The organism is Acidimicrobiales bacterium, from assembly GCA_016716005.1.
Lineage (GTDB): Bacteria > Actinomycetota > Acidimicrobiia > Acidimicrobiales > JADJXE01 > JADJXE01.
Genome location: JADJXE010000001.1, coordinates 2,782,012 through 2,806,335, shown reverse-complemented (window position 1 = coordinate 2,806,335; position 24,324 = coordinate 2,782,012). Strand labels below are relative to the sequence as shown.

The window sequence follows — 24,324 nt, the reverse complement described above, 5'->3', positions numbered from 1 at the left end:
GGCACCTCAGGCCAGCAGCCCGCCCCGGGTCATCCCCAGCACGTCGAGGGCGCGATCGACCTCGTCCTCGGTGAGCAGCCCTCGATCCAGCACCACCTCGCGCACCGTCCGGCCCTCGCGGAGCGACTGCTGCACCACCGACGCGGCCGCCTCGTAGCCGATGGCCGGGTTGAGGGCCGTGACGAGGGCGGGCGACGACAGGGCGTAGCGCCGGCAGGTCTCCACGTCGGCCTCGATGCCCGACACGCACCGGTCGGCGAACAGGCGCGACACGGCCGCCAGCAGCCGGATCGACTCGAGCAGGTTGCGCCCCATCACGGGGAGCATCACGTTCAGCTCCAGGTTCCCGGCGGCGCCCCCCCAGGCCACGGCCGCGTCGTTGCCGATCACCTGGCAGGCCACCTGCACGACGGCCTCGGGGAGCACCGGGTTCACCTTGCCCGGCATGATCGAGCTGCCCGGCTGCAGCGACGGCAGGCGGATCTCGGCCAGGCCGGCCCGTGGGCCCGACGCCATCCACCGGAGGTCGTTGGCGATCTTGGTGAGCGACACCGCCACGGTGCGGCACGCCCCGCTGGCCTCGACCAGCGCATCGCGCGCACCCTGGGCCTCGAAGTGGTCCTGGGCCTCGCGGAGCGGCACGTCCAGGGACGCGGCGACCGCATCGATCACGGCCGCCGCGAACCCCGGCGGGCAGTTCAGCCCGGTGCCGACCGCCGTGCCGCCGAGCGGCAACTCGCCGAGCCGGGGCAGGCAGGCCCGGAGGCGCTCGACGCCCAGCTCGACGGCGCGGGCATAGCCCCCCAGCTCCTGGCCGAGGGTGACGGGGACGGCGTCCATCAGGTGGGTGCGGCCGGCCTTCACCACCCCGGCGAACGCGGCCTGGCGTTCGCGGAGGGCACCGGCCAGGTGCTCGAGCGCGGGGATCAGATCGTGCACCAGGCCACGGACGGCGGCGACGTGGATCGCCGAGGGGTACACGTCGTTCGACGACTGCGAGGCGTTCACCTCGTCGTTGGGGTGGACCGGGCGCCCGAGGCGCTCCGACGCCAGCGTGGCGAGCACCTCGTTGGCGTTCATGTTCGACGAGGTGCCCGAGCCGGTCTGGAAGACGTCGACCGGGAACTCGTCGTCCCAGCGCCCGGCGACGACCTCCCGGGCGGCCTCGGCGATGGCTGCGCCCACGTCGGGGGCGATCACCCCCGACCGGGCGTTGACCGCGGCCGCGGCGCCCTTGACGGCGGCGAGGGCGGCGATGAGCCCGCGGCCCTTGCGGTACCCGGAGATGGGGAAGTTCTCCACGGCCCGCTGGGTCTGGGCCGACCACTTGGCGTGGGCCGGCACCCGCACCTCGCCCAGCGAGTCCCGCTCGATCCGGTGCTGCGTCATGACCTCACGGTAGGGGCACCAGCCCTCCGACGCGCCTGCGCTTTGGCACGTCGCGGACGTGGGCGTACCCTCGCCGCCATGAGCGAGTTCGCCTTCCAGGACCTGCTGCCGCTCGGTGCGGACACCACGCCCTACCGCCTGCTCACCACCGAGGGCGTGTCCACCTTCGAGGCCGCGGGCCAGACGTTCCTTCGGGTCGAGCCCGACGTGCTCACCCTGCTCACCCACACCGCCATGCGCGACATCGCACACCTGTTCCGGCCCGGCCACCTGGCCCAGCTGCGCTCCATCCTCGACGACCATGAGGCGTCGGCCAACGACCGCTTCGTGGCCCTCGAGCTGCTCAAGAACGCCGACATCGCGTCCGAGGGCGTCCTCCCCTCGTGCCAGGACACGGGCACTGCGCTGGTGAAGGCCAAGAAGGGCCAGCTCGTGTTCACCGGTGGGGGCGACAAGCAGGCCATCGCCCGCGGGGTGTGGCAGACGTACCACACGTCGCACCTGCGCTACTCGCAGATGGCACCGATCGACATGTACCGCGAGGTGAACACCGGCACGAACCTGCCCGCGGAGATCGAGATCGAGGCCGTCGACGGGGCCGCCTACTCGCTGCTCTTCATGGCCAAGGGCGGCGGCTCGGCCAACAAGAGCTTCCTGTACCAGGAGACCAAGGCCCTGCTGAACCCGGTGAGCCTCCTGCGGTTCGTCGACCAGAAGATCCGCACCCTGGGGACGGCCGCCTGCCCGCCCTACCACCTCGCCATCGTGATCGGCGGCACGTCGGCCGAGCTCACGCTCAAGGTGGCCAAGCTGGCGTCGGCCCGCTACCTCGACACCCTCCCGACCGAGGGCAACGAGCTGGGCCGGGGCTTCCGGGACGTGCACCTCGAGGCCGACGTGCTGCGGCTGGCCCGGGCGACCGGCATCGGCGCCCAGTTCGGCGGCAAGTACTTCTGCCACGACGTGCGGGTCATCCGCCTCCCCCGCCACGGCGCATCCTGCCCGGTGGCCATCGCGGTGTCGTGCTCGGCCGACCGTCAGGCGCTGGGCAAGATCACCGCCGACGGCGTGTTCCTCGAACAGCTCGAGGAGCACCCCGCCAGGTACCTGCCCGACGTCACCGAGCAGGACCTGGGCGGCGAGGTGGTGCGCATCGACCTCAGCCGGCCCATGGCCGAGATCCGGGCCAAGCTCAGCCGGTACCCGGTGAGGACGCGGGTGTCGCTCACCGGCCCGCTGGTCGTGGCGCGCGACATCGCCCACGCCCGGATCAAGGAGCGCCTCGACCTCGGCAAGGGCCTCCCCCAGTACCTGCGGGACCACGCCGTGTACTACGCGGGCCCGGCCAAGACCCCCGAGGGCCACGCGTCGGGCTCCTTCGGCCCGACCACCGCCGGGCGCATGGACTCCTACGTGGAGGAGTTCCAGCGGGAGGGCGGCAGCTTCGTGATGCTGGCCAAGGGCAACCGCTCCAAGGCGGTCACCGACGCCTGCAAGACCTACGGCGGCTTCTACCTCGGCTCGATCGGCGGGCCCGCGGCCAAGCTGGCCCGGGACTGCATCAAGAAGGTCGAGGTGCTCGAGTACCCCGAGCTCGGCATGGAGGCCGTGTGGCGGATCGAGGTCGAGGACTTCCCGGCCTTCATCGTCGTCGACGACAAGGGCAACGACTTCTTCGCGCAGGTCGCCGAGACCTCGACGCCCGTGGCGATGCCCCGCTGATCGTCAGCCCACCTGCCGGCTGCGGCCCTCCCAGTAGGGAGCCCGCAGCCTGAACTTCTGGAGCTTCCCGGTGGCCGTTCGGGCCAGCCCGTCGCGCAGCTCCACCGAGGTCGGGCACTTGTAGTGCGCGAGGTGCTCGCGGCAGTGGGCGATCAGCTCGTCCTCGGTGGCCTCGGCGCCCGGCTGCAGCACGACCAGCGCCTTGACCGTCTCCCCCCACCTCTCGTCGGGCACGCCGATCACGGCCACCTCGGCCACGGCCGGGTGCGAGAACAGGCAGTCCTCCACCTCGATGGAGGAGACGTTCTCCCCCCCGGAGATGATCACGTCCTTCTTGCGGTCGGAGATCGTCAGGTAGTGGTCGTCGTCGAGGTAGCCGCCGTCGCCGGTGTGGAACCAGCCGTCGACGATGGCGTCGGCGGTGGCCTCGGGCTGCTGCCAGTAGCCGTCCATGACCACGTTCGACCGGGCCAGCACCTCGCCCTGGGCGTCGATCTCGAGCTCCACCCCGAGTGCCGGCGCGCCGGTGCGCCCCAACCGGGCGGCCCGCTCGGCCGAGCCGAGGCCGTCGTACTCGGCCCGGCCGCGGTTCATGGTGAGCAGGGGCGCGGTCTCGGTGAGCCCGTAGATCTGCACGAACTCCCAGCCCAGCTCCGTCTCGACGCGCTCGATGGTGCGCGTGGGGGGCGGGGCGCCGGCCACCACCATGCGCACCCGGTCACGACCGGGGATCGGGCCGTCCCAGGTGGCGGCGGCGTCGAGGACCATGGCCGCGACGGCAGGCGCGCCGCACAGCAGCGTCACCCCGTGCCCGTCGACCCGCCGCAGGATCTCGGCGCCGTCGACCTTGCGCAGCACCACGTGGGTGCCGCCCATGCCGGTGACCGCGTACGGCATGCCCCAGCCGTTGCAGTGGAACATGGGGAGGGTGTGGAGGTAGACGTCGCGGTCGCTCACGCCCAGCTGCCAGCCGAACGTGGCCGCGTTGACCCAGAGGTTGCGGTGCGTGAGCTGCACGCCCTTGGGCCGTGCCGTCGTGCCGCTGGTGTAGTTGATCGACGCGGTGGCGTCCTCGTCGGGCTCCCACGGCACGGGTTCGGCGCCGGTTCGGTACAGCACCTCGTCGCTCTCGGCCCCGATCACGAAGCGGTGCGGTGCGGTCACCCCTGCGAGCTGCTCGTCGAGCTCCGGGTCGACCAGCAGCACCGATGCGCCCGAGTGCTCGAGGATGTACGCCACCTCCTCGGCGTTCAGGCGGAAGTTCACGGGCACGATGATCCGCCCGAACGCGCTCACCCCGAACAAGCCCACGAGGAGCCGGGCGGCGTTGTGGCTCACGACCGCGACCCGTTCGCCGGGGCCGACGCCGAGGGCGTCGAGGCCGGCCGCCTGGGCCCGCGCCAGCTCGGCCACCCGCCGCCACGTGAGCGGCTCGGCCGCGCCCAGCGGCACCGCCGGCTGGTCGGGCTCGTCGACGATGCCGACGCGGTCGCCGTAGACGAGCTCGGCCCGGCGGAGGTGGTCGGCGACCGTGAGCGGAACCTTCATGCGTCCTCCCCCTGGACATGGCGGCGCGGCCGGAGGTTAGGCCGTGGCCGCGACCGGCGCGGCGCCGGGTCCCCGCGCGCAGCACCGGCGACGGCGACGGCATGCGAGACTGCACCCGTGCTGCCGGCCGGGGCCACCTCCGATCACCGGGTCGACACCGCCCACGATCACGCCCACCCGGCGGGCCGGCGGCAGCTCCCGGCGTGGACCGGCCCGGCCGCGGTGGCCGCGGGGGCGCTGGCCGGCTGCGCCCTGCTGGCCGGCGTCGACCCCAACGACGGCGGCTTCCCGGCCTGCCCGTTCCACGCCGTGACGGGGTGGTGGTGCCCCGGCTGCGGCACCCTGCGCGCCACCCACGCCCTCACCCGGGGCCACCTGGGCGAGGCCGCCGGCCTCAACGTGCTGTGGGTGCTGGCCGTCCCGGTGCTGGTGTACGTGTGGGTCGCCTACGCGCTGCGCAGCGTGGGCGGGCCCCGGCTCCCCCGCCTCGAGCGCCTGCCCCGGTCGGTGCTGGCCGGGCTGCTCGTCGTCACGGCCGCGTTCTGGGTGGCCCGCAACCTGCCCTCGGCGCCCTTCAGCGGGCTCGCGCCGTAGGGCCGCGCGCCGCCCCTCGCGGCGCCGCCGTGCCGGGCGCAGGGCCGACGGCCAGCAGGATCACGCGGGCCAGGGCGCGGGCGCCGGCCGGGGTGAGGTGCAGCCCGTCCCCGGCCACCAGGCCGGGGTTCCGCGCCGCCACGGCCCGCCAGTCGGCGATCACCACCCGGGGGTCGCGCAGGGCCACGTCCAGGATCGCGGCGTTCACGGCGGCCCGGTCGGGGTCGTCCTCGGGGTAGCCCACCAGCACGACCCGCTCGACCCCGTCGAGCCCGGCCACCAGCGCACCGAGGCGCTGGGCGAGCACCCCGGCGTCGCCGCCGTCGTTGGCGCCCAGCTGCACCACCACGACGTCGCCCACCTCGCCCCACCGGGCCCGCAGCGTCGACGCCCCGTGCCCGATCGACCGCCCGACGAGGGTGTCGACGACCACGGACCAGCCAGCGGCACCCAGCACCTGGCGGGCGGTGTCGGTGTGGCCCGGCCCCAGCATCTCCGTCACCGAATCGCCCACCAGCACCAGCCGGGCGTCGGCCGTGCGCACGGCGGGGGGGCGCGCCGGGGGCACGGCCCGGGGCACGGCCGCGGGCGCGGACACCTGCACCGGCACCGGCACCGGCACCGCGGCCGGCCCGGCCAGCAGGGCGAGCACCAAAGCCAGGCCCACGATCACCCCACCATGGTGGCGCGGCCGGCGTCAGCCCCGCCGTCGCCGGTCGTCGAGGGCCGCACCGATCTCGTCCAGGACGACGGGATCGTCGATGGTCGAGGGCACCTGGTAGGCGCGCCCGTCGGCGATGGCTCGCATGGTCGCGCGCAGGATCTTCCCCGAGCGGGTCTTGGGCAGGCGGGCCACCACCGACGCCTGCTTGAAGCTGGCGACCGCACCGATCTGCTCCCGCACCAGCCGCACCAGCTCGGCCTCCACCTCGGCCGGCTCGCGGTCGGCCCCGGCCTTCAGCACCACGAGCCCCACCGGCACCTGACCCTTGAGGTCGTCGGCCGCCCCGATCACCGCGCACTCGGCCACGTCGGCGTGGGTCGCGATCACCTCCTCCATCGCACCGGTGGAGAGGCGATGGCCGGCCACGTTGATCACGTCGTCGATGCGGCCCATCACGAACAGGTAGCCGTCGGCGTCGATCGAGCCGCCGTCGCCGGTGACGTAGAAGCCGGGATGGGCGCTCAGGTACGACGCCACGAACCGCTCGTCGTCGTGCCACAGCGTGGGCAGCGTGCCGGGCGGCAGCGGCAGCCGCAGGGCCACCGCCCCCTCGGCGCCCGCCGGCAGCTCGCGACCGTCGGGGTCGAGGATCACCACCTCGTAGCCGGGCACCGGCTTGGTGGGCGAGCCCGGCTTCACCGGCAGCCGCTCGATGCCGAGGCAGTCGGCGGCGATGGGCCAGCCGGTCTCGGTCTGCCACCAGTGGTCGACGACCGGGACGCCCAGCAGCCCGGCGGCCCAGTGGTACGTGTCGGTGTCGAGGCGCTCGCCCGCCAGGAACAGCGCCTCGAACCTCGACAGGTCGTGGCGGCGCAGGTGCTGGCCGGTCGGGTCCTCCTTCTTGATGGCCCGGAACGCGGTGGGTGCGGTGAACAGCGTCTTCACCCCGTGCTCGGCGATCACCCGCCAGAAGGCGCCGGGGTCGGGCGTGCCGACCGGCTTGCCCTCGTACAGCACGGTGGTGCAGCCGGTGAGGAGGGGCGCGTAGACGATGTAGCTGTGGCCGACGACCCATCCCACGTCGGACGCGGCCCAGAACACGTCGCCCGGGTGCACGTCGTACACGTTGGGGAGGCTCCACCGGAGGGCCACCGCATGGCCGCCGTTGTCGCGCACCACGCCCTTGGGCCGGCCCGTGGTCCCGCTGGTGTACAGGATGTACAGCGGGTCGGTGGCGGCCACGGGCACGCACGGCGCCGGATCGGCCGACGCCACCAGCTCGTGCCAGTCGACGTCGCGACCGTCGATCAGCTCGGCGTCCGGGGCGCCCAGCCCGAGATCGCCGCGCTGCAGGATCACGCAGGCCGCCGGCTGGTGCTCGGCCTGGGCGATGGCCAGGTCGAGCAGGGGCTTGTAGGGGATGACCCGCTGCACCTCGATGCCGCACGACGCCGACACGACCACCTTGGGGGTGGCGTCGTCGATGCGGATGGCCAGCTCGTGGGGGGCGAACCCGCCGAAGACCACCGAGTGGACGGCGCCCAGCCGGGCGCAGGCCAGCATGGCGATGGCCGCCTCCGGCACCATCGGCAGGTAGATGACGACCCGGTCGCCGCGCGCCACGCCCAGCGAGCGCAGGGCGCCGGCGAAGCGGGCCACCTCGTCACGCAGCTCCCGGTACGTGAAGGTGCGGACGGTGCCGGTGACGGGGCTGTCGTGGATCAGGGCCGGCTGGTCGGCGCGGCCCGCCTCCACGTGGCGGTCGAGGGCGTTGTGGCACGTGTTCAGGACACCGTCGGGGAACCAGCGGACGAACGGCGCGTCGGACGTGTCGAGCACCTGCGACGGCGGGTCGACCCAGTCGACGGCGAGGGCGGCATCCGCCCAGAAGGCCTCGCGCTCGTCGATGCTCCGGCGGTAGACGTCGTCGTAGGCTCCCACGACCGCTGAACGGTAGTCAGGCCCGCTGCACCTCGACCCGCGCGTCGTTGAAGCAGGCGCCGCCGGCCAGGTCGGAGACGTCGGCGGGCACGAGGGCGTTGGCGGTGAGCCCCCCGGCGACGTGGCGCCGCCACAGGCCCTTCGGGATCGAGCACACCCCCGGGCGCAGGTCGGCATCGACCCGGGCCGACAGGATCACCTCGGCCTGGTCGTTCCACACCCGCACCCGGTCGCCGTCGGCCACGGAGCGGGCGGCGGCATCGGCCGGGTGCAGCGCCACGACGGCCGCGGCCGGCTGCACCTCGCCGAAGATGGAGTTGACGGTGCGGTGCGTCGCCGGGCTCACCAGCGTGAGCGGGAACGGGCCGGTGCGCTCGACGGGCAGCTCGCGGTAGCGGGGCACCTCGTCGACGCCGTCGAGGCCGGGGTGGGCGAGGCGGGCCCGGCGGTCCGGGAACCCCGGGAAGGTGTCGCGCAGCTGCACGGTGGTGCCGGCGGGCCGCAGCACGGGGCCCACGTCGCCGGGCGCCGCCCCCCCGAGGCCGTCGCGCAGCAGGCGCTGGGGCGACGGGTCGTACGTGTCGGCCGGGTAGCCCAGCCGCTCCGCCAGCGCGGCGATCACCTCGTCGTTCGTCCTGCTCTCTCCCACCCGGTCGATCACCGGCCGGATCGGCTGGAGGGTGTAGCCCCCGTAGGAGTCGGCGGCGTCGTCGACCTCGAAGTGGGTGGTGGCCGGCAGCACGACGTCGGCGAAGCACGCCGTGTCGGTGAGCACCTGGTCGTGGACCACCGTGAACAGGTCGTCGCGGGCGAGGCCGGCCAGCACCGCACCCTGGTCGGGGTTCATCACCGCCGGGTTCGCGCCCTGCACGAACAGCACGGCCACCGGCGGGTCGAGGGCCGGATCGGTGAGGTCGGCGCCGAGGCGGTTCATGTTCAGCCGCCGGCGGGGCGGGCGGCCGGGGGCGACGCCGGGATCGCGCTGGCCGAGGCCCCAGGGGGAGCCCCGGCCGGTGCTGCCCAGCACCCCCCCGCCGAGCCCGCCGAGCTGGCCGGCCAGCACCGGGAGGGCCAGCACGGCCCGCACCGCCGCGCCCCCGTTGCGGTTGCGCTCGAGACCCCACCCGAGCCGCAGCATGGCCGGGCGCGTGGCCGCGTACCACTCGGCGAGGGTGGCGATGGCGGCGGCGGCGACGCCGGCCACGGCCGATGCCCGCTCGAGCGTCCACGGCTCGGCCGCGTCGAGGAACGCCTCGACGCCGGTGGCGTGCTCGGCCAGGAAGGCGTCGTCGAGCAGGCCCTCGTGGGCGAGGTGGCGGGCCGCAGCCAGGGCGACGACGACGTCGGTGCCGGGCCGCACCGCCAGGTGCAGATCGGCCCGGCGGGCCATGCCGGTGCGGCGGGGGTCGACGACCACCAGGCGCGCCCCGGCGTCCTGGGCCCGGCGCACCAGGGGCGGGAGGTGCACGTTGGACACGGTGGGGTTGGCCCCCCACACCACCACCAGGCGGGCGTGCACGACGTCGAGGGGGTCGGCCGAGAGCATGTCGCCGTACGTGAGCGCCCAGGCGGCCCCCGCGGTGGCCGCGCAGATCGTGTGCTGCACCAGCGACGCGCCGAAGCGATGCCAGAAGCGGCCGCCCAGACCCTCCTGGGCCAGCACGCCACCCGACGAGTTGTACGTGTAGGGCACCACCGACTCGGGCCCGTCGCGCTCGGCGGCCTCGCGCAGCCGGGCCACCACCAGGTCGAGGGCCTCGTCCCAGGAGGCGGCGCGGAGCTCGCCCGAGCCCTTGGGCCCGGTGCGGACCAGCGGGGTCCGCACCCGCTCGGGCGCGTACACCCGCCGGGCGTGGTGCATCACCTTCTGGCAGATGAACCCCTGGGTGAGGGGGCTGGTGTCGGCGCCGGGCGGAGCCGCGTCGACGCGCACGAGCCGCCCGCCCTCCACGAGCACCTCGAGGCTGCACGTGTCGGGGCAGTCGAGCGGGCAGGCAGTGCGGACGCGACCGTCGGGCGAGGCCATGCGGCCATGATCCCAGGCTCCACGGCAGGGTTGCCCGGGATTCGGCGCCGGCCGCGGGATACCCTCGCCCCCGGCCGTACGGCCGGCCTGGAGGAGGGCGACATGCGGATCGGCATCTTCGGGGGCGACGACGGCGGAGGCCTCGACGCCATGGTCGCCGCCGCCCGCCAGGCGGCCGCCGACGGCTTCGCCGCCTACTGGACGCCGCAGATCTTCGGCCTCGACGCCCTCACCGCGCTCGCGGTCGTGGGCCGCGAGGTTCCCGGCATCGAGCTGGGCACGTCGGTGGTGCCCACGTACCCGCGCCACCCGATGGTGCTGGCCCAGCAGGCGCTCACCACCCAGGCGGCCAGCGGCGGACGCCTGGTGCTCGGCATCGGCCTGTCGCACCAGGTGGTGGTGGAAGGCATGTGGGGCTACTCGTTCGACAAGCCGGTCCGGCACCTGCGCGAGTACCTCTCGGTGCTGCTGCCCCTGGTGCGGGGTGAGTCGGTCGCGTTCGAGGGCGACACGATCAAGGGCGTCGGCGCGGTCGCCGTCCCCGGCGCCACGCCGTTCCCGGTGGTGATCGCGGCGCTCGGCCCGCAGCTGCTCGCGCTGGCCGGGACGGTGGCCGACGGCACGATCACCTGGTGCGTGGGGCCGGCCACCCTGGCCGCCCACACGGTGCCCGCCATCACCGTCGCGGCCGAGGCAGCCGGCCGGCCGGCACCCCGCGTGATCGCCGCCCTGCCGGTGTGCGTCACCGACGACCCCGCCGGGGCCCGCCAGCGCGCCGCCCAGGTGTTCGCCATCTACGGCCAGCTGCCCTCGTACCGGGCCATGCTCGACCGCGAGGGCGCGGCCGGCCCGGCCGACATCGCCGTCGTCGGCGGCGAGGGCGAGGTCGGGGAGCGCATCGCCGGGCTGGCCGAGATCGGCGTCACCGACTTCGCGGCCGTGGAGTTCGGCGCCACCGGCGACGAGCGGGCGCGCACCCGGGCCGCGCTGCGCGCCCTCCTCTGACCACCGCTGCCGGCGGGGCGGACCCGTGGCTGCGCCGCTCGACCTGGTGATCGTCGGCCTCGGCGCCGCCGGCACCGCCGCGGCCGAGTTCGCGTCGGGGCTCGGGCTCCGGGCCGCGGCCGTCGACCCTCTCGACGATGCGGCCGGCCACGCCGACACCGCGGCGGGCGCGGCCCTCACGGCGGCCGCAGCCCTGGCCCACGCCGCCCGGCACGCCGACCGCGTCGGGCTGGCCCCGATGGACCCCGACCCCGACCTGTCCAGGCTCTGGCAGCACCTGCGGGCGGTCCGGGCGGCGTCCGAGCCGCACCGGCGGGTGCCGGTCGGCATCGAGCTGGTTCGGGGCCGGGCCAGGCTGACCGGACCCCACGAGGTGGCCGTGGGCGACCGCGTGCTGGCCGCCGAGTCGGTGCTCGTGTGCACCGGCAGCCGGCCCACCCTGCCCGACGTCGACGGCCTGGCCGAGGTGGGCGCTCTCACGCCCGACGCCCTCTGGGCCCTCGAACGCCCGCCGGCCCGGCTGCTCGTCGCCGGCGCCGACCCGCCCGCGCTCGAGCTGGCCCAGGCCCTGGCCCGCCTGGGCGTCGAGGTCACCCTGGTCGCCGCGGGGGCCCGGCTGCTCCCCGGCGACGAGCCCGAGCTGGTCGACCTGCTCACCGACCGGCTCCGGGCCGACGGGGTCACGGTGGAGCCCCACGTGCAGCTCCAGGCGGCCACGCGGGTGGGTGGCCGGCCGGTGCTGTCGGGGCGGCGCGCCGGGCGGCCCGCCACCTGGTCGGGAGCGGAGCTGCTGGCCACGACCCGTCGGCCCGACGTGGAGGGGCTCGACCTGCAGGAGATCGGCGTCGAGGTCGGCCCCGACGGCGTGGCCGTCGACGACCGGGGCCGCACGGCCGTGCCGTCGGTGTTCGCGGCCGGCGACGTGACGGGCGGCCCCGCCTCCCCGCACGCCGCCGCGCACGGCGCGGTGCGGGCCCTGCGGACGATGTTCCCGTCCTCGCCCCTGGCCGCGCTCGACCGGCGGCCCGACGTCGTGGCGTGGTGCACCGCCACCGATCCCGAGCTGGCCCGGGCCGGCGCCACCGTCGCCGAGGCCGAGGCCCGCCACGGCGACACGGTCGAGGTGTGGCGCCACGACGTGCCCCCGGCCGCCGGAGCCGGGCCGATCGGCGGGCGCGTGCTCCTGGTGACCGGCCGGAACCGCCTCGTGGGCGCCCACCTCCTGGCGCACGGGGCCGGCGAGCTCGTCCACGAGCTGGCCCTGGCCGTGCGCCAGCAGCTGAGGCTCACCGACGTGGCCGCGCTGGCGCACGTGCCCGGCACCCTCGGCGCGGTGGTCGAGCGGATGGCCACCGGCGCCGCCTCCGAGCGGGCCGGGAAGCTGCGCTGGATCGCCGGCCGGCGGCGCCGCTGAGGCCGACCCGCCCGCGGCCCGGAGGCAGCGGCGCGGGCGGGCCGACCGGCTACCGGGCCGTCCACCCTCCGTCGATCACCACCACCTGGCCGGTCAGGTAGCTGCCGGCCGGGCTGGCCAGCAGCAGCAGGGCGCCGTCGAGCTCCTCGGGCTCACCCATCCGCACCATCGGGAGGTTCGCCTGAAGGTAGCGCTGCGAGCCCTCGTCGCTCTCCATCCCGGCCGTCATCTCGCTGGGGAACCACCCCGGCGCGAGGGCGTTCACCCGCACGCCCTTGCGGGCCCACTGCACGGCCAGCTCCCTGGTCAGGTTGATCACCGCCCCCTTCGACGCGGTGTAGTGCGCCTGCTTGATCGGTGCCGCGGCCACCAGCCCGAGCATCGACGCCACGTTCACGATGCTCCCCGAGCGCTTCTCCACCATGGTGCGCCCCACGAGCTTCGACAGGTGCCACACCGCGGTGACGTTCACCTCCATCACCCTGCGGAAGTGCTCGAGCGTCTCCTCCTCCACCCCCACCGTCTCCCCGATGCCCGCGTTGTTCACCAGGACGTCGACGGTGCCCAGCTCGGCGAGGGTGGTCTCGACCAGCGCCTCGCGATCCTCCGCCGACGACACGTCGCAGCGCACGGCCAGCGAGCCGGGCAGCTGGGCCGCCAGCGCCTCGAGCCGGTCCTCGCGGCGGGCCGCGAGCACGACGCGCGCCCCGACGGCGTGCAACGCCCGCGCGAACTGCACCCCCAGCCCGGACGACGCACCGGTGACGATGGCCACCCTCCCGTCCAGCCGGAAGCGGGCGAGGGGGTCGGCGGGCGCAGCCGGGGGGTCGGGGAGCGGGGTCGTCATGGTCGGGCACGCTACGCGCCCCGCTCCCGTGGCAGCATCCCGGGCATGAGCGATCCTGCGACCGTCGTCCTGGTCCACGGCGCCTGGCACGGCGCGTGGTGCTGGGAGCGGCTGGTCGACGAGCTGGCCGGCCGGGGCGTCCCGTCGATCGCCGTCGACCTGCCCGGCCACGGTGCCAGCACCGGGCCGCTCGGCGACCTGTACGGCGACGCGGCCGAGGTGGCCGCCACCCTCGACCGGGTCGACGGGCCCGCGGTGCTCGTGGGCCACAGCTACGGCGGCGCGGTCACCACGGTGGCCGCCGCGGGCCGCCGCGACGTTGCCCGGCTGGTGTACGTCACGGCCTTCATGCTCGACGCCGGCGAGGTGGTGATGGACCTGGCCCGGCGCCCACCCGAGCCCGGCGAGATCGGCCTGCTCGGCGCGGCCGTGCGACCCCGGGCCGACGGCACCGCCGTGCTCGACCCGGAGGCGTGTGTCCCGGCGCTCTACCACGACTGCGACCCGGCCACCCAGGCCTGGGCGGTCGACCACCTGGGCCCGCAGCCGCTGGTGACGTTCACCCAGCCGGTCGAGGTCGCGGCCTGGCGGTCGATCCCGTCGACGTACGTGGTCTGCAGCGCCGACCGGGGCGTGCTCCCGAGCCACCAGCGGTTCATGGCCGGCCGGGCCGACGAGGTGATCGAGCTCGACGCCGGCCACTCGCCGTTCCTGTCCAGGCCCTCCGAGCTCGCCGCCGCCCTGGCCCGGGCCGCGGCCGAGGCCGGCCGGTGAAGGTCCGCATCGGGCTCGGCCTGGGCACGCGGACCCCCACCAACGACGACCGCTTCGGCCCCTTCGTCGACCACCTCGAGCGGCTCCGCTTCGACAGCCTCTGGCTGTCCGAGCGGGTCACCGGCGAGGCCCCCGACCCCCTGATCGGCCTGGCCGTGGCCGCCGGGCGCACCCGCCGGCTGAAGCTGGGCACCGCCGTGCTGGTGCTGCCGGGACGCAACCCGGTCCTGCTCGCCAAGGAGCTGGCCAGCCTCGACCGCCTCTCGGGTGGCCGCCTGCTGCCCGCCGTCGGCCTGGGGGCCGTGGATCCCCGAGAGCAGCAGGCCTTCGGGGTCGAGCGCTCGGAGCGGGCCGGCTGGCTCGACGAGGCCCTCCCCCTCGTGCGGCGCCTCTGGGCCGAGGACGCCGTCGACCACGACGGGCCCCGCTGGCACCTGCGCGGCGCGAGCGTGCTCCCCCGTCCGGTGCAGCAGCCGATCGAGCTGTGGCTGGGCGGCATCGCGCCCTCGGAGCTCCGACGGGCCGGCCGCCTCGGCGACGGTTGGCTGCCGTCGTTCGTGACGCCGGCCGACTGCGCCGCGGGACGACCGGTGGTGGAGGAGGCGGCGGCGCGGGCCGGGCGGGCCATCGACCCGGAGCACTGGGGCGCGCTGGTGCCCTACTCGCTGGGGCCGGTCCCCGACGGCATCGCCGCCTTCATCCGGGCCCGACGGCCCGACCTCGAGCCGACCGACCTGGTGCCGGTCGGCTTCGACGCCCTGCGGTCCCACCTCGGGGCCTTCGTCGACGTCGGGTTCTCGAAGTTCGTGGTGCTGCCGCTGGCCGAGCCGGCCGAGTGGGGCGCCCACCTCGCGGAGCTCGCCGCCGCCGTGCTGCCCCTGGAGACCTGAGCGCCGGGCCCGCCCGCGCACCGGCCGTGCTGCCCCTGGAGACCTGAGCGCCGGGCCCGCCCGCGCACCGGCCGTCCGTTCTGTGTGGACGAATCCCGATGGGATCCGGGTTCGGCCACACAGAACCGGCGCTGGGAAAACGACGGTGGCGACGTGGGCGGCGATCCGTAGCCTCACCCCGCGATGAAGCAGGTCGATGCTCGCATGCTCGGCCTCGGGGCCGGGCACCACGGCCTCCTCACCACCGCCCAGCTGCACTCGATCGGCATGAGCGCCGCGCAGATCGAGCACCGTGTCCGGCTAGGGGTCCTGGCGCCGGTCCACCGGAGCGTGCACCGGCTCGCGGCCTGGCCGGGGAGCCTCGACCAGCGGGCCCTCGCCGCCGTGCTGGCCGGTGGCACCGGCGCCGTCGCGTCGCACCGCACGGCCGCCGTCCTGTGGGGGATGCACGACGCCGAGATCGCATCGATCGACCTGGTGATCCCGCGCACCAGGACGGTGCGACTCGAGGGCGTCGAGGCCCACCGGTGCGGGCCGCTGAGCCGGACCGACGTCGTGCGACGGACCAGCGGGCTGGTCCTCACGTCGGCGCCGCTCACCCTCCTCCACGTGGCTGCGTCCGGCGACCTCGACCTGCTGGAGTCCTGCTACGAGGCCGGCGAGCACCTCGGCCTGATCACGCGCCGGCGGGCGCAGCGGGTGCTCGACCGCACCGGGGGCAGGGGCGTCGCCGGCACCGGGCTGCTGCGGGCCTTCCTCGAGGGGCGCCCGGTCGGCACCCGGCCCACCGAGAGCCCGCCCGAGCTCAGCCTCGTCCGACTCCTCCGCCGCGCCGGACTGCCCCCGCTGACCCGCCAGCTCTGGGTCGAGGTGGCCGATGGGCGCCGGTTCCGCCTCGACACCGCCTGGCCGGACCTCCGGATGGCCATCGAGATCGACTCACGCCGCTACCACGGCAGCGATCGCTCCCAGGGCCGCGACGACGACCGCGACCTCGCGCTCCTCGAGGTCGACTGGCTCCTGCTCCACCTCCGGGGGGTCGACATCCGGCGCGACCCGGCCGGCACGCTGGACCGGGTCGAGCGCATGCGGCGCCTGCGCCGAGCCCGGCTCGCGGCCTGAACGGAGGGATCGGGCGGAGGGCACCTCGGGCTCAGGCGGTGCGCCAGCGCTCCAGCAGGGCGGCCAGCTCGAGCGGGCGGTCACCCTGCACGCTGTGCCCGGCGCCCTCGACCACCACCACCTCGGCCGTGGGCTGGCGGCGCCGCAGCTCGGCCACGTCGTCGTCGTCGACCACTGGCGACAGCCCGCCCCGCACGAGCAGCAGGGGCGCGGCCACGGCCGAGACGTCGTCCCACAGCGGCGAGTGGCGGCCGTCGGCGTCGATCGGCGTGCCGTCGGGGCGGCGCCGGTCGTAGCGCCACACCCACGAGCCGTCGTCGAGCTGCCGGGCGTTGTGGAGGATCCCCCGCCTGAGCGACGACTCCGAGCGGGTGGGGTTGTGCTCGATCGTGCGGGCCAGCAGGTCGTCGAACGACGGGAACGACTGCGGGCCGGCGATGAAGTCGATGACGGCCCTGGCCTTGTCGCGGTTCACCCCCGGGGTGACGTCGACGACGACGAGCCGCGCCACCAGCTCCGGCTGGTGGGCGGCCAGGGCGATCGACGTGAGCCCGCCCAGCGACATGCCGCACACCACCGTGGCCGCGGGGGCGAGCTCGGCCACGGCCACGGCCACGTCGGCGGCCAGCGACCGGGGGTCGTAGGCGAGGTCGTCGCGCCAGTCGGAGTGGCCGTGACCGGGAAGGTCGAGCGCCACGAGGGGACGCCCGAGGGCGAGGGCGACCGTGTCCCACGTGTGGGCGTTCTGGGCGCCGCCGTGGAGCAGCACCAGCTCGGCCGGCTCGGTGCCCCACACCAGCGCGCTGACCCGCCGGCCGGGCGCGACATCCACCGCACGCCGGGCCACCACCGGCGGGCCCGCGAGGGCCAGGCCGTACTCGGCGGCGTTCTCGTGGAACAGCGCGAGCTCGTCGTAGGGGATCCGGCCGGGGGCGTCGCTCGACGTCACCGGGACATCTTGACCTGTGCGACCATCTCGTGGCGCCGACCGAGGGGGGACCGATGAAGTTCGGCATCTTCTACGAGCACCAGCTGCCCCGACCCTGGACCGCCGACTCCGAGCGCCAGCTGATCCAGGACGCGCTCGATCAGGTGGAGCTGGCCGACCGCCTCGGCATCCACTACGTCTGGGAGGTCGAGCACCACTTCCTCGAGGAGTACTCGCACTCGTCGGCCCCGGAGGTGTTCCTGGCCGCCGCCAGCCAGCGCACCAGCCGGATCCGCCTGGGCCACGGGATCATCCTCGCGGCCCCCCAGTTCAACCACCCGGCCCGCACCGCCGAGCGGGTCGCCATGCTCGACCTGGTGTCGAACGGGCGGGTCGACTTCGGGAGCGGCGAGAGCTCCAGCGAGGCCGAGCTGGCCGGGTTCGGCGTCGACCCGGCCGTCAAGCGCGAGGCCTGGCTCGAGGGCCTGCAGACCGCGATCCGATGCATGACGGAGACCCCGTTCACCGGCGTCGACGGGCAGTTCGTGTCGATGCCCCCCCGCAACGTGCTCCCCAAGCCGGTGCAGCAGCCGCACCCGCCCCTGTGGGTGGCGTGCTCGCGGCGCGACACGATCATGCTGGCCGCCGAGAAGGGCATGGGGGCGCTCACCTTCGCCTTCATCGACCCCGAGGAGGCCCGCCAGTACGTGCACGACTACGAGCAGACGATCGCCGAACGGTGCGTCCCGGTCGGTGAGGCGGTCAACGCCCAGGTCGCCTGCGTCACGCCGATGATGTGCCACCCCGACGAGCGCGAGGCCATCGCCCGCGGCCTGGAGGGCGGCAACTTCTTCGGCTACTCGCTGGCCCACTTCTACGTGTTCGGCGAGCACCGCCCGGGGGTCACCGACGTGTGGGCCGAGTTCCTGGAGCGCCGGGACCATCTCGGCTACTCGCCCGAGGCCGCGGTCGCCCTCGAGCAGGAGCGCCTCGGCGCCAAGATCGCGGCCGGCGACAACAGCGGCCTGCGGGGGGCGATCGGCACCCCCGACCAGATCCGCGAGTTCCTCCGCCGCTACGAGGAGGCCGGCGTCGACCAGGTGATCTTCGTGCTGCAGGCCGGCAAGAACCGCCACGAGCACATCATGGAGAGCCTCGAGGTCTTCGGCCGCGAGATCCTCCCCGAGTTCGCCGAGCGCGACGACGCCGCCGTGGCGGCCAAGGCGGCACGCCTGGCCCCCGCCGTCGAGGCCGCCCTGGCCCGCAAGGAGGCCGCCCGCCCGCGTCGCGATCTGGGGGACTACGTGTTCCCGGCGATGCCCCGGAAGTGGGCCGACGCCAGCGGCAGCACCGACATGCAGGAGTGGCTGCAGCGCTTCGCCGACGAGCGGGCGCTGGGCCAGCGCGACGCCGACGCCGGGATCATCGGCTGAGCCGGCCTAATGGGGTCCGATCGGTTCGGCCTTCGGGCAGGCTGGTCACCGAGCCGCCAGCAGGGCAGCACTGTTTCGGCCCGAGCCTTGAGCTCTAGTTCTAGATCGTGCCCCTGCTGGTCGGTGAGGAGGTCGACAGCTTGTGGGGTGGCGTGCCGTTGAGCACTGATCCATTAGGTCGCTGCGGAACTCCTCGAGGCTCAACAACCCATCGAGCAGAGGAGGGGTCCGATGATCTTCGTTGGCGTCGACTGGGCCGAGGCCCATCACGACGTCTGTGTGCTCGACGACCAGGGCGCTGTGCTGGGCCGCCGCCGGGTGAGCGACGGTGTCGCCGGTGTCGCGGAGCTGCACGCGCTGCTGGCTGAACACGCCGAGGACCCCAGTGACGTGGCGGTCGGGATCGAACTGGACCGTGGCCTGCTGGTCGGGGCGCTGGTCACGGTGGGCTACGAGGTCTACGCGGTGAACCCGATGGCGTCAGCCCGCTATCGGGAACGCCACGGGGTGTCGGGTGCTAAGTCGGACCGGGGCGACGCCAAGGTGCTGGCCGATCTGGTCCGCACCGACCGGCACAACCATCGCCGCATTGCCGGTGACTCTGAGCTGGTGGAAGCGGTGAAGGTGGTGGCCCGGGCCCACCAGTCGGCGATCTGGTCCCGGCAACGTCATCTGAACAGCCTCCGGTCGGCGTTGCGGGAGTACTACCCGGCTGCGCTGATCGCGTTCGGCACCGACCTGGCCAGCAGCGACGCCACGTCGGTGCTCGCCATCGCCCCGACACCCGAGCAGGGCCGCCTGCTGTCCCGGTCCAAGATCGCGTCGGCGTTGCGCCGCGGCGGCCGGCAACGCAACGTCGACGCTCGAGCCGCCGAGATCCAGGCGGCGTTGCGGTCCGAGCAGCTCGCTGCTCCCGGCCGGCTCAGCGCCGCCTACGGCGTCGTGGCCCGCTCCACGGTGGCCGTGATCGTGTCGCAGACCCGGGAGATCGCCGCGCTGGAGGAGGCCCTCGGCGAGGGGTTCGACGAGCACCCGGACGCCAAGATCGTCCGATCCCTGCCAGGACTGGGGACGGTTCTCGGCGCCCGGGTGCTGGGCGAGTTCGGTGATGACCGAACCCGTTTCGCCACCGCCAAGTGTCGCAAGAACTTCGCCGGCAGCGCACCCATCACCAAGGCGTCCGGCCGATCCCACGTCGTGCTGGCACGCCACGCCCGACCCCGCCGCTTGGCCGACGCGCTCGACCAGTGGGCCTTCTGCTCCCTCACCCACTCACCTGGGGCCCGCCGCTACCACGACCAGCTCAGAGCCCGGAACAAGACGCACCGCCAAGCGCTCCGCCAGCTCGCCAACCGCTGGGTCGGCATCCTCCACACCTGCCTCGAACGCAACGAGCTCTACCACGAGCACCTCGCCTGGGGCCACCACCTCCCCGTCGCCGCTTGACCCCTTCCAGCCGTGGGGTGTCTAGAGCCGGCCGGTCCAGCTGCCGGCCGCGTACACCGCGGCCCACGTGACCACCACCACCAGCGCTGCGCTCGCCAGCAGGGTGGGCAGCGCGGGTTCGCGTGGCCGGCCCTGCTCGCCGACCAGCAGGGCACCGGCCAGCGCCCCGCCGATCACGCCGCCGACGTGCCCGCCGACGGAGATGCCCGGCACCGCCAGGGTGAACAGCAGGTTCAGCACCAGCAGGGTGACGAGGCCGTTCTGGTTCAGCGGGATCCCGGCCCGGCGGGAGAGCACGATCGCCGCGCCGAGCAGGCCGTACACCGCGCCCGACGCCCCCACGGTGAGGGCCAGGGGGTCGATGATCAGGGCGCCGAGGGAGCCGGCCACCAGGGACACCCCGTAGACGGCGACGAAGCGGGCCGTGCCCAGGCGGGGCTCGAGCATGGAGCCCAGCCACCACAGGGCGAGCATGTTGAGGGCCAGGTGGATGAGGCCGGCGTGCAGGAAGCCGGAGGTGACGATGCGCCACCACTCGCCCTGCACGTCGACGGCCGGCCCGAACAGGGCGCCGTCACGCATCACGCGGCTGCCGGTGACGCCCTGCAGGTCGCCGCCGGTGGCCAACGACAGCGCGAACAGCGCCACGTTCAGCCCGATGAGGACCTGGGTGGCCGGTGGCGTCCGGGTGCGAAAGCGCGTCCACATGGCGACCCCCTTTGTAGGCCATGACGGACGGGAATCCACATCGCGCCCGCGGGCGCTGGCGCTCGTCGCCCGCCCCTGCCCGGGGAGCGGCCCGCCTCAGTCGGCCTCGGTGATCGTGATCGACTCGATCACGACCGGGTCGCGGGGCCGGTCACCGGTGCCGGTGGGCACCGACTGCATCTGCTCGACCACGTCGAGGCCCTTCACGACCTTGCCGAACAGCGAGTACTGCGGGGGCAGGCGGGTGCCGTCGGGGCCGCTGATGAGGAAGAACTGGCTGCCGTTGGTGTCGGGGCCCGCGTTGGCCATGGCCAGCGACCCGACCTCGTAGCGGCCCGCCTTGGGCAGCTCGTCGGCGAACCGGTAGCCGGGGCCGCCCCGGCCGCTGCCCTCGGGACAGCCGCCCTGGCACACGAAGCCCTTGATGATCCGGTGGAACGTCAGGCCGTCGTAGTAGTGCCAGCGGGCGAGGAACACGAAGCTGTTGACCGTCTGGGGGGCGGCGGCGGCGTCGAGCGCGATCACCATCGTGCCCAGCGAGGTGTCCATCGTGGCCGTGTAGCGCTTGGCCGGGTCGATGCACATCGGGGGCGGGCCGTCGAAGCGGGTCCTGCGGGGGCTGGAGCCGTCGGGCTCCGGGCACTCGGTGGCCATGTGGTCTCCTCGGTCGGGAACGACCGATCCTGCCACCCCGACCGGTCGAGCAGGACGCGCGGCGGCGTGGCAGGGTGTCGGGCCGTGACCGCCATCCTGCCCCCACGCCTCGACCCGGCCAGGGTCGAGGCCCTGCTCACCCGAGCCCACCGCGAGGTCGACCAGGGCCTGCTGCCGTCGTGCCAGCTGGCCCTGGCCGTCGACGGAGAGGTCGTGGTGCACGAGGCGATCGGCGACGCCACCCTCGACACGCGGTACGTGGTCTTCTCCTGCACCAAGGCCCTGGTCGCCGGGGCCATGTGGGTGCTCATCGGCGAGGGGCTCGTCGATCCGGCATCGAGGGTCGTCGAGCACGTGCCCGAGTTCGGGACCAACGGCAAGGAGGTGGTCACGGTGGAGCACGTGATGCTCCACACCTCGGGCTTCCCCTACGCGCCCCTCGGGCCGCCCGCGTGGTCCACGCGCGAGGGCCGCCTCGCGGCCTTCGGGCGCTGGCGGCTCGACTGGGAGCCCGGCACCCGGTACGAGTACCACGCCACCTCGGCCCACTGGGTGCTCGCCGAGATCATCGAGCGGGTGACCGGCCGCGACTACCGCGACGTGGTCGAGGAGCGGGTGACCCGGCCGGCCGGCCTGACCCGGCGCGTTCTCGGCGTCCCCGAGGACCAGCAGGACGGCGTGGCCACCCTCGTGGCCGTGGGCGAGCCGGCCACACCCGACGAGCTGGAGGCCGCCTTCGGGGTGCGCGAGCTGCCGGCCACCGAGGTGACGCCCGACGCCATGCTGGCGTTCAACGCACCCGAGGTCAGGGCCGTCGGCGTGCCGGGCGGGGGCGCGGTGATGGGTGCCGCCGACCTGGCCACGTACTACCAGGCGCTGCTGCACGACCCCGGCGGGATCTGGCGGCCCGACGTCCTGGCCGACGTCACCAGCCACGTGCGGTGCAACCTGCCCGACCCGTGGAGCGGCGTCCCCGCCATGCGCACCCTGGGGCTCGTGCTCGCCGGCGACGACGGCCGGGCGTCGCTGCGCCACAACTTCGGCAAGACCGTCTCCCCCGGCGCGTTCGGCCACGCAGGGGCGGCCGGCCAGATCGCGTGGGCCGATCCGGCCACCGGGCTGTCGTTCGGGTACTGCACCAACGGCATCGACCAGCACCAGGTCCGCGAGCCCCGGCGGGGCACCGCCCTGTCGAGCCTGGCCGCCGTGTGCGCCGGGCCCCGCTGACCCGGGCTCAGCTCCCCGTGGCCAGGGCCCGTCGCAGCGCGCCCACCACCGGGTCCAGCGCCTCGTCGACGGCCTCGGTGAACACCAGGTGGCAGTCGAGGTCGAGCTCGACCAGCTCCTTCACCGGGGCGACGATCCGCTCGAACACGCTGCGGGTGTAGTCGAGCGTGAACAGCGCGTCGCCGGTGGCGGCCACCACGACCACCGGGCAGCGGATCGACCCGTCGCCGATCCCCGACAGGTCGGCGGTGAGCAGGCCGGCCAGCAGCCCCAGCGGGTACGAGCGCAGTCCCAGCGGGTCCGACTCGAACTGCTCCCTGCTCCACTCCTCGTGAAAGACGCGGTCGGCGTCGAGATAGGCCGACACCGGCACGGCGACGTCGGGCGCCACCCGCGCCACCAGGGCCAGCAGCACGGTGAGGGTGGGGCCCACCGGCGCCAGCCACTCCGGGAAGCGGGTGACGCCGAACGACTCCGGCAGGGTCGGGTCGAGCACGTTGTGGGCGACCACGGCCGCCACCCGCTCGTCGCCGGTGGCGGCCAGCGCCACCGCCAGGATGCCGCCCTGGCTGGACCCCATCACCACCACCGGGCCCCCGAAGCGGTCGGCGGCCCAGCCCACGGCGACGCGGGCGTCGTCGAGCAGGCCGTCGAAGGTGGGGGCCACCCCCCGGGGGCTCTTGCCGTGCCCGCGGAAGTGCACGCCCACCACCGGGAAGCCGCTGGTGGCCAGGGCGTCGCACCACTCCTCGTAGAAGAGCGGGTGGGTCATGGTGCCGGGCAGGAACACCACCGGGGGTCCGGCCGAACCGCCGTCGCCGTCGGCCCTCCACACCGACAGCACGATCTCGGCCCCCCCGGCAGGCACGAGGTGCTCCTCGTAGATGCCGATCCGGGAGACGTGGTTCAACAGGCGCTGCTCTCTGGTCCGCACGCCTGCCAGGATGGCGCACCGCCGAGCCATCCGCGCGCCGCCGCCACCCGGAGGGCCGCGTCCCGCCCCACCCCGCAGTTCTCCGTCCCGATCGGCCCGGGAAGCGGGCCATCTCGGACGCAGAAGCCGGGAAGGGCCGTCAGGAGGGCGAGAGCCGCCAGCGGGGCCCGTGGGTGGCCACCCGGCCGGGGACCGGGCGGCCGACCAGGCCGGCCACCAGGGCCGCCGCCTCGAGCAGCAGCTCCAGGTCGAGCCCGGTGCGCACGCCCTCGTCGTCGAGCAGGTGCACCAGATCCTCGGTGGCCAGGTTCCCCCCGGCCCCGGCCGCGAAGGGCGAGCCGCCCAGGCCACCGACCGCGGTGTCGAAGCGGGTCACGCCCCGCTCGAGGGCGGCGTAGGCGTTCACCAGCGCCGTGCCGCGGGTGTCGTGCAGGTGCAGGCCCACGCCGGGGCCGGTGCGGGCCAGCAGCTCGTCGATGCGGCGCGGGGTGGCCATCCCGGTGGTGTCGGCGTAGGTGAGCGAGGTGGCCCCGGCCTCGAGGCACCGGCGTCCGACGGCGTCGACGGCGGCGGGGGCCAGGTCCCCCTCGTAGGGCGACCCGAAGGCGCAGGACACCACCACGTCGACCGGCAGCCCGCTGGCGGCACCGGCCGCGGCGATGCGGCCGGCCTCCTCGACCGACTCCTCGACGGTCATCCGCACGTTCCTCTCGCTGTACCCCGGGGAGGCCGACACCGTGACCGTGAGGGCGTCGGCCCCGGCCTCGACGGCCAGCTCCGCACCGCGGAGGTTGGGGACGAGCACCCAGCGCCGCACCCCGTCACGCCAGCCCAGGGCGGCGACCACCTCGGCCGCGCCGGCCATGGCCGGAACGGCTCTGGGCGACACGAAGGCCGCCACCTCCACCTCGGTGACGCCCGCCAGGATCAGGGCCTCCACCAGGGCGACCCGGTCCTCGACCGCCACGGGCGCCTCGCCCTGCAAGCCGTCGCGGGGGCCGACCTCGCGGATCGTGACCGACACCGGCAGCTCCATGGCGGCGACTGTAGGAGGTACC

21 protein-coding genes are annotated in these 24,324 nt (G+C 74.8%); 10 read left to right on the top strand and 11 right to left on the bottom strand.

What is annotated here, in order from left to right:
- Positions 1-6 precede the first annotated feature (6 nt).
- Positions 7-1,389: a class II fumarate hydratase gene (locus IPM45_13795; GenBank protein ID MBK9180607.1), complete on the bottom strand. Its 1,383-nt coding sequence runs from the start codon at positions 1,387-1,389 to the stop codon at positions 7-9.
- A gap of 78 nt (positions 1,390-1,467) precedes the next feature.
- Between IPM45_13795 and IPM45_13790 the strand changes: the two genes are divergently transcribed.
- Complete coding sequence (locus IPM45_13790) at positions 1,468-3,111, top strand: fumarate hydratase (GenBank protein MBK9180606.1); 1,644 nt, start codon at positions 1,468-1,470, stop codon at positions 3,109-3,111.
- Between the two features lie 3 nt (positions 3,112-3,114).
- On the opposite strand, the gene IPM45_13785 is transcribed toward IPM45_13790, so the two are convergent.
- Positions 3,115-4,659, bottom strand: a complete 1,545-nt coding sequence (locus tag IPM45_13785; protein ID MBK9180605.1) for an AMP-binding protein — start codon at positions 4,657-4,659, stop codon at positions 3,115-3,117.
- Positions 4,660-4,776: 117 nt separating this feature from the next.
- Between IPM45_13785 and IPM45_13780 the strand changes: the two genes are divergently transcribed.
- The gene (locus IPM45_13780) at positions 4,777-5,253 is read left to right on the top strand and encodes a DUF2752 domain-containing protein (protein ID MBK9180604.1); all 477 of its coding nucleotides are present in this window, start codon (positions 4,777-4,779) and stop codon (positions 5,251-5,253) included.
- Here IPM45_13780 and IPM45_13775 read toward each other — a convergent pair.
- Genes IPM45_13775 through IPM45_13765 form a run of 3 tightly spaced genes read right to left on the bottom strand, consistent with a single transcriptional unit; the run spans position 5,234 to position 9,884 of the window.
- Positions 5,234-5,926, bottom strand: coding sequence for a hypothetical protein (locus IPM45_13775; protein ID MBK9180603.1), 693 nt, complete (start codon positions 5,924-5,926; stop codon positions 5,234-5,236). The two genes, IPM45_13780 and IPM45_13775, sit on opposite strands and share 20 nt — an antisense overlap.
- A 24-nt stretch (positions 5,927-5,950) precedes the next feature.
- On the bottom strand, positions 5,951-7,858 hold the full coding sequence (locus IPM45_13770) for a propionyl-CoA synthetase (protein MBK9180602.1): 1,908 nt from the start codon (positions 7,856-7,858) through the stop codon (positions 5,951-5,953).
- A 16-nt stretch (positions 7,859-7,874) separates the two neighbouring features.
- A complete protein-coding gene (locus tag IPM45_13765) occupies positions 7,875-9,884 on the bottom strand; it encodes a molybdopterin-dependent oxidoreductase (GenBank protein ID MBK9180601.1) in 2,010 nt (669 codons plus the stop codon).
- A 102-nt stretch (positions 9,885-9,986) separates the two neighbouring features.
- On the opposite strand from IPM45_13765, the gene IPM45_13760 reads away from it, so the two are divergent.
- Positions 9,987-10,889, top strand: coding sequence for a TIGR03564 family F420-dependent LLM class oxidoreductase (locus IPM45_13760; protein MBK9180600.1), 903 nt, complete (start codon positions 9,987-9,989; stop codon positions 10,887-10,889).
- A gap of 25 nt (positions 10,890-10,914) precedes the next feature.
- The gene (locus IPM45_13755; GenBank protein ID MBK9180599.1) at positions 10,915-12,303 is read left to right on the top strand and encodes an NAD(P)/FAD-dependent oxidoreductase; all 1,389 of its coding nucleotides are present in this window, start codon (positions 10,915-10,917) and stop codon (positions 12,301-12,303) included.
- 49 nt (positions 12,304-12,352) lie between these two features.
- On the opposite strand, the gene IPM45_13750 is transcribed toward IPM45_13755, so the two are convergent.
- Complete coding sequence (locus tag IPM45_13750; GenBank protein ID MBK9180598.1) at positions 12,353-13,150, bottom strand: glucose 1-dehydrogenase; 798 nt, start codon at positions 13,148-13,150, stop codon at positions 12,353-12,355.
- Positions 13,151-13,195: 45 nt separating this feature from the next.
- On the opposite strand from IPM45_13750, the gene IPM45_13745 reads away from it, so the two are divergent.
- The 3 genes from IPM45_13745 to IPM45_13735 all read left to right on the top strand — a co-directional run bounded on the left by IPM45_13745 (position 13,196) and on the right by IPM45_13735 (position 15,936).
- Entirely contained in the window at positions 13,196-13,924 is a 729-nt protein-coding gene (locus IPM45_13745) for an alpha/beta hydrolase (protein MBK9180597.1), read from the top strand.
- Positions 13,921-14,814: an LLM class flavin-dependent oxidoreductase gene (locus IPM45_13740; GenBank protein ID MBK9180596.1), complete on the top strand. Its 894-nt coding sequence runs from the start codon at positions 13,921-13,923 to the stop codon at positions 14,812-14,814. The genes IPM45_13745 and IPM45_13740 overlap by 4 nt, the downstream gene beginning before the upstream one ends.
- Positions 14,815-14,997: 183 nt before the next feature.
- Positions 14,998-15,936: a hypothetical protein gene (locus IPM45_13735; protein ID MBK9180595.1), complete on the top strand. Its 939-nt coding sequence runs from the start codon at positions 14,998-15,000 to the stop codon at positions 15,934-15,936.
- Positions 15,937-15,967: 31 nt separating this feature from the next.
- On the opposite strand, the gene IPM45_13730 is transcribed toward IPM45_13735, so the two are convergent.
- A complete protein-coding gene (locus IPM45_13730) occupies positions 15,968-16,858 on the bottom strand; it encodes an alpha/beta hydrolase (protein ID MBK9180594.1) in 891 nt (296 codons plus the stop codon).
- Positions 16,859-16,938: 80 nt separating this feature from the next.
- Here IPM45_13730 and IPM45_13725 point away from each other — a divergent pair, with 80 nt between their 5' ends.
- Positions 16,939-18,297, top strand: coding sequence for an LLM class flavin-dependent oxidoreductase (locus IPM45_13725; GenBank protein MBK9180593.1), 1,359 nt, complete (start codon positions 16,939-16,941; stop codon positions 18,295-18,297).
- A gap of 231 nt (positions 18,298-18,528) precedes the next feature.
- Positions 18,529-19,743: an IS110 family transposase gene (locus IPM45_13720; GenBank protein MBK9180592.1), complete on the top strand. Its 1,215-nt coding sequence runs from the start codon at positions 18,529-18,531 to the stop codon at positions 19,741-19,743.
- A gap of 21 nt (positions 19,744-19,764) precedes the next feature.
- Here the strand turns inward: IPM45_13720 and IPM45_13715 are convergent, their stop codons facing one another.
- Positions 19,765-20,451: a rhomboid family intramembrane serine protease gene (locus tag IPM45_13715; GenBank protein MBK9180591.1), complete on the bottom strand. Its 687-nt coding sequence runs from the start codon at positions 20,449-20,451 to the stop codon at positions 19,765-19,767.
- A gap of 96 nt (positions 20,452-20,547) precedes the next feature.
- Positions 20,548-21,036: a peptidylprolyl isomerase gene (locus IPM45_13710; GenBank protein MBK9180590.1), complete on the bottom strand. Its 489-nt coding sequence runs from the start codon at positions 21,034-21,036 to the stop codon at positions 20,548-20,550.
- A 153-nt stretch (positions 21,037-21,189) separates the two neighbouring features.
- Here IPM45_13710 and IPM45_13705 point away from each other — a divergent pair, with 153 nt between their 5' ends.
- Positions 21,190-22,332, top strand: coding sequence for a beta-lactamase family protein (locus IPM45_13705; GenBank protein MBK9180589.1), 1,143 nt, complete (start codon positions 21,190-21,192; stop codon positions 22,330-22,332).
- A 7-nt stretch (positions 22,333-22,339) separates the two neighbouring features.
- Here IPM45_13705 and IPM45_13700 read toward each other — a convergent pair whose 3' ends face one another.
- Complete coding sequence (locus IPM45_13700; protein ID MBK9180588.1) at positions 22,340-23,266, bottom strand: alpha/beta fold hydrolase; 927 nt, start codon at positions 23,264-23,266, stop codon at positions 22,340-22,342.
- A 139-nt stretch (positions 23,267-23,405) separates the two neighbouring features.
- Entirely contained in the window at positions 23,406-24,302 is an 897-nt protein-coding gene (locus IPM45_13695) for a hydroxymethylglutaryl-CoA lyase (protein ID MBK9180587.1), read from the bottom strand.
- Between the last annotated feature and the right edge of the window lie 22 nt (positions 24,303-24,324).

Coding starts and splice junctions, on each gene's coding strand:
- IPM45_13735 (MBK9180595.1), top strand. CDS start 14,998: ATGAAGCAGGTCGATGCTCGCATGCTCGGCCTCGGGGCCGGGCACCAC.
- IPM45_13745 (MBK9180597.1), top strand. CDS start 13,196: ATGAGCGATCCTGCGACCGTCGTCCTGGTCCACGGCGCCTGGCACGGC.
- IPM45_13750 (MBK9180598.1), bottom strand. CDS start 13,150: ATGACGACCCCGCTCCCCGACCCCCCGGCTGCGCCCGCCGACCCCCTC.
- IPM45_13725 (MBK9180593.1), top strand. CDS start 16,939: ATGAAGTTCGGCATCTTCTACGAGCACCAGCTGCCCCGACCCTGGACC.
- IPM45_13760 (MBK9180600.1), top strand. CDS start 9,987: ATGCGGATCGGCATCTTCGGGGGCGACGACGGCGGAGGCCTCGACGCC.
- IPM45_13710 (MBK9180590.1), bottom strand. CDS start 21,036: ATGTGCATCGACCCGGCCAAGCGCTACACGGCCACGATGGACACCTCG.
- IPM45_13765 (MBK9180601.1), bottom strand. CDS start 9,884: ATGGCCTCGCCCGACGGTCGCGTCCGCACTGCCTGCCCGCTCGACTGC.
- IPM45_13715 (MBK9180591.1), bottom strand. CDS start 20,451: ATGTGGACGCGCTTTCGCACCCGGACGCCACCGGCCACCCAGGTCCTC.
- IPM45_13795 (MBK9180607.1), bottom strand. CDS start 1,389: ATGACGCAGCACCGGATCGAGCGGGACTCGCTGGGCGAGGTGCGGGTG.
- IPM45_13785 (MBK9180605.1), bottom strand. CDS start 4,659: ATGAAGGTTCCGCTCACGGTCGCCGACCACCTCCGCCGGGCCGAGCTC.
- IPM45_13720 (MBK9180592.1), top strand. CDS start 18,529: ATGATCTTCGTTGGCGTCGACTGGGCCGAGGCCCATCACGACGTCTGT.
- IPM45_13695 (MBK9180587.1), bottom strand. CDS start 24,302: ATGGAGCTGCCGGTGTCGGTCACGATCCGCGAGGTCGGCCCCCGCGAC.
- IPM45_13790 (MBK9180606.1), top strand. CDS start 1,468: ATGAGCGAGTTCGCCTTCCAGGACCTGCTGCCGCTCGGTGCGGACACC.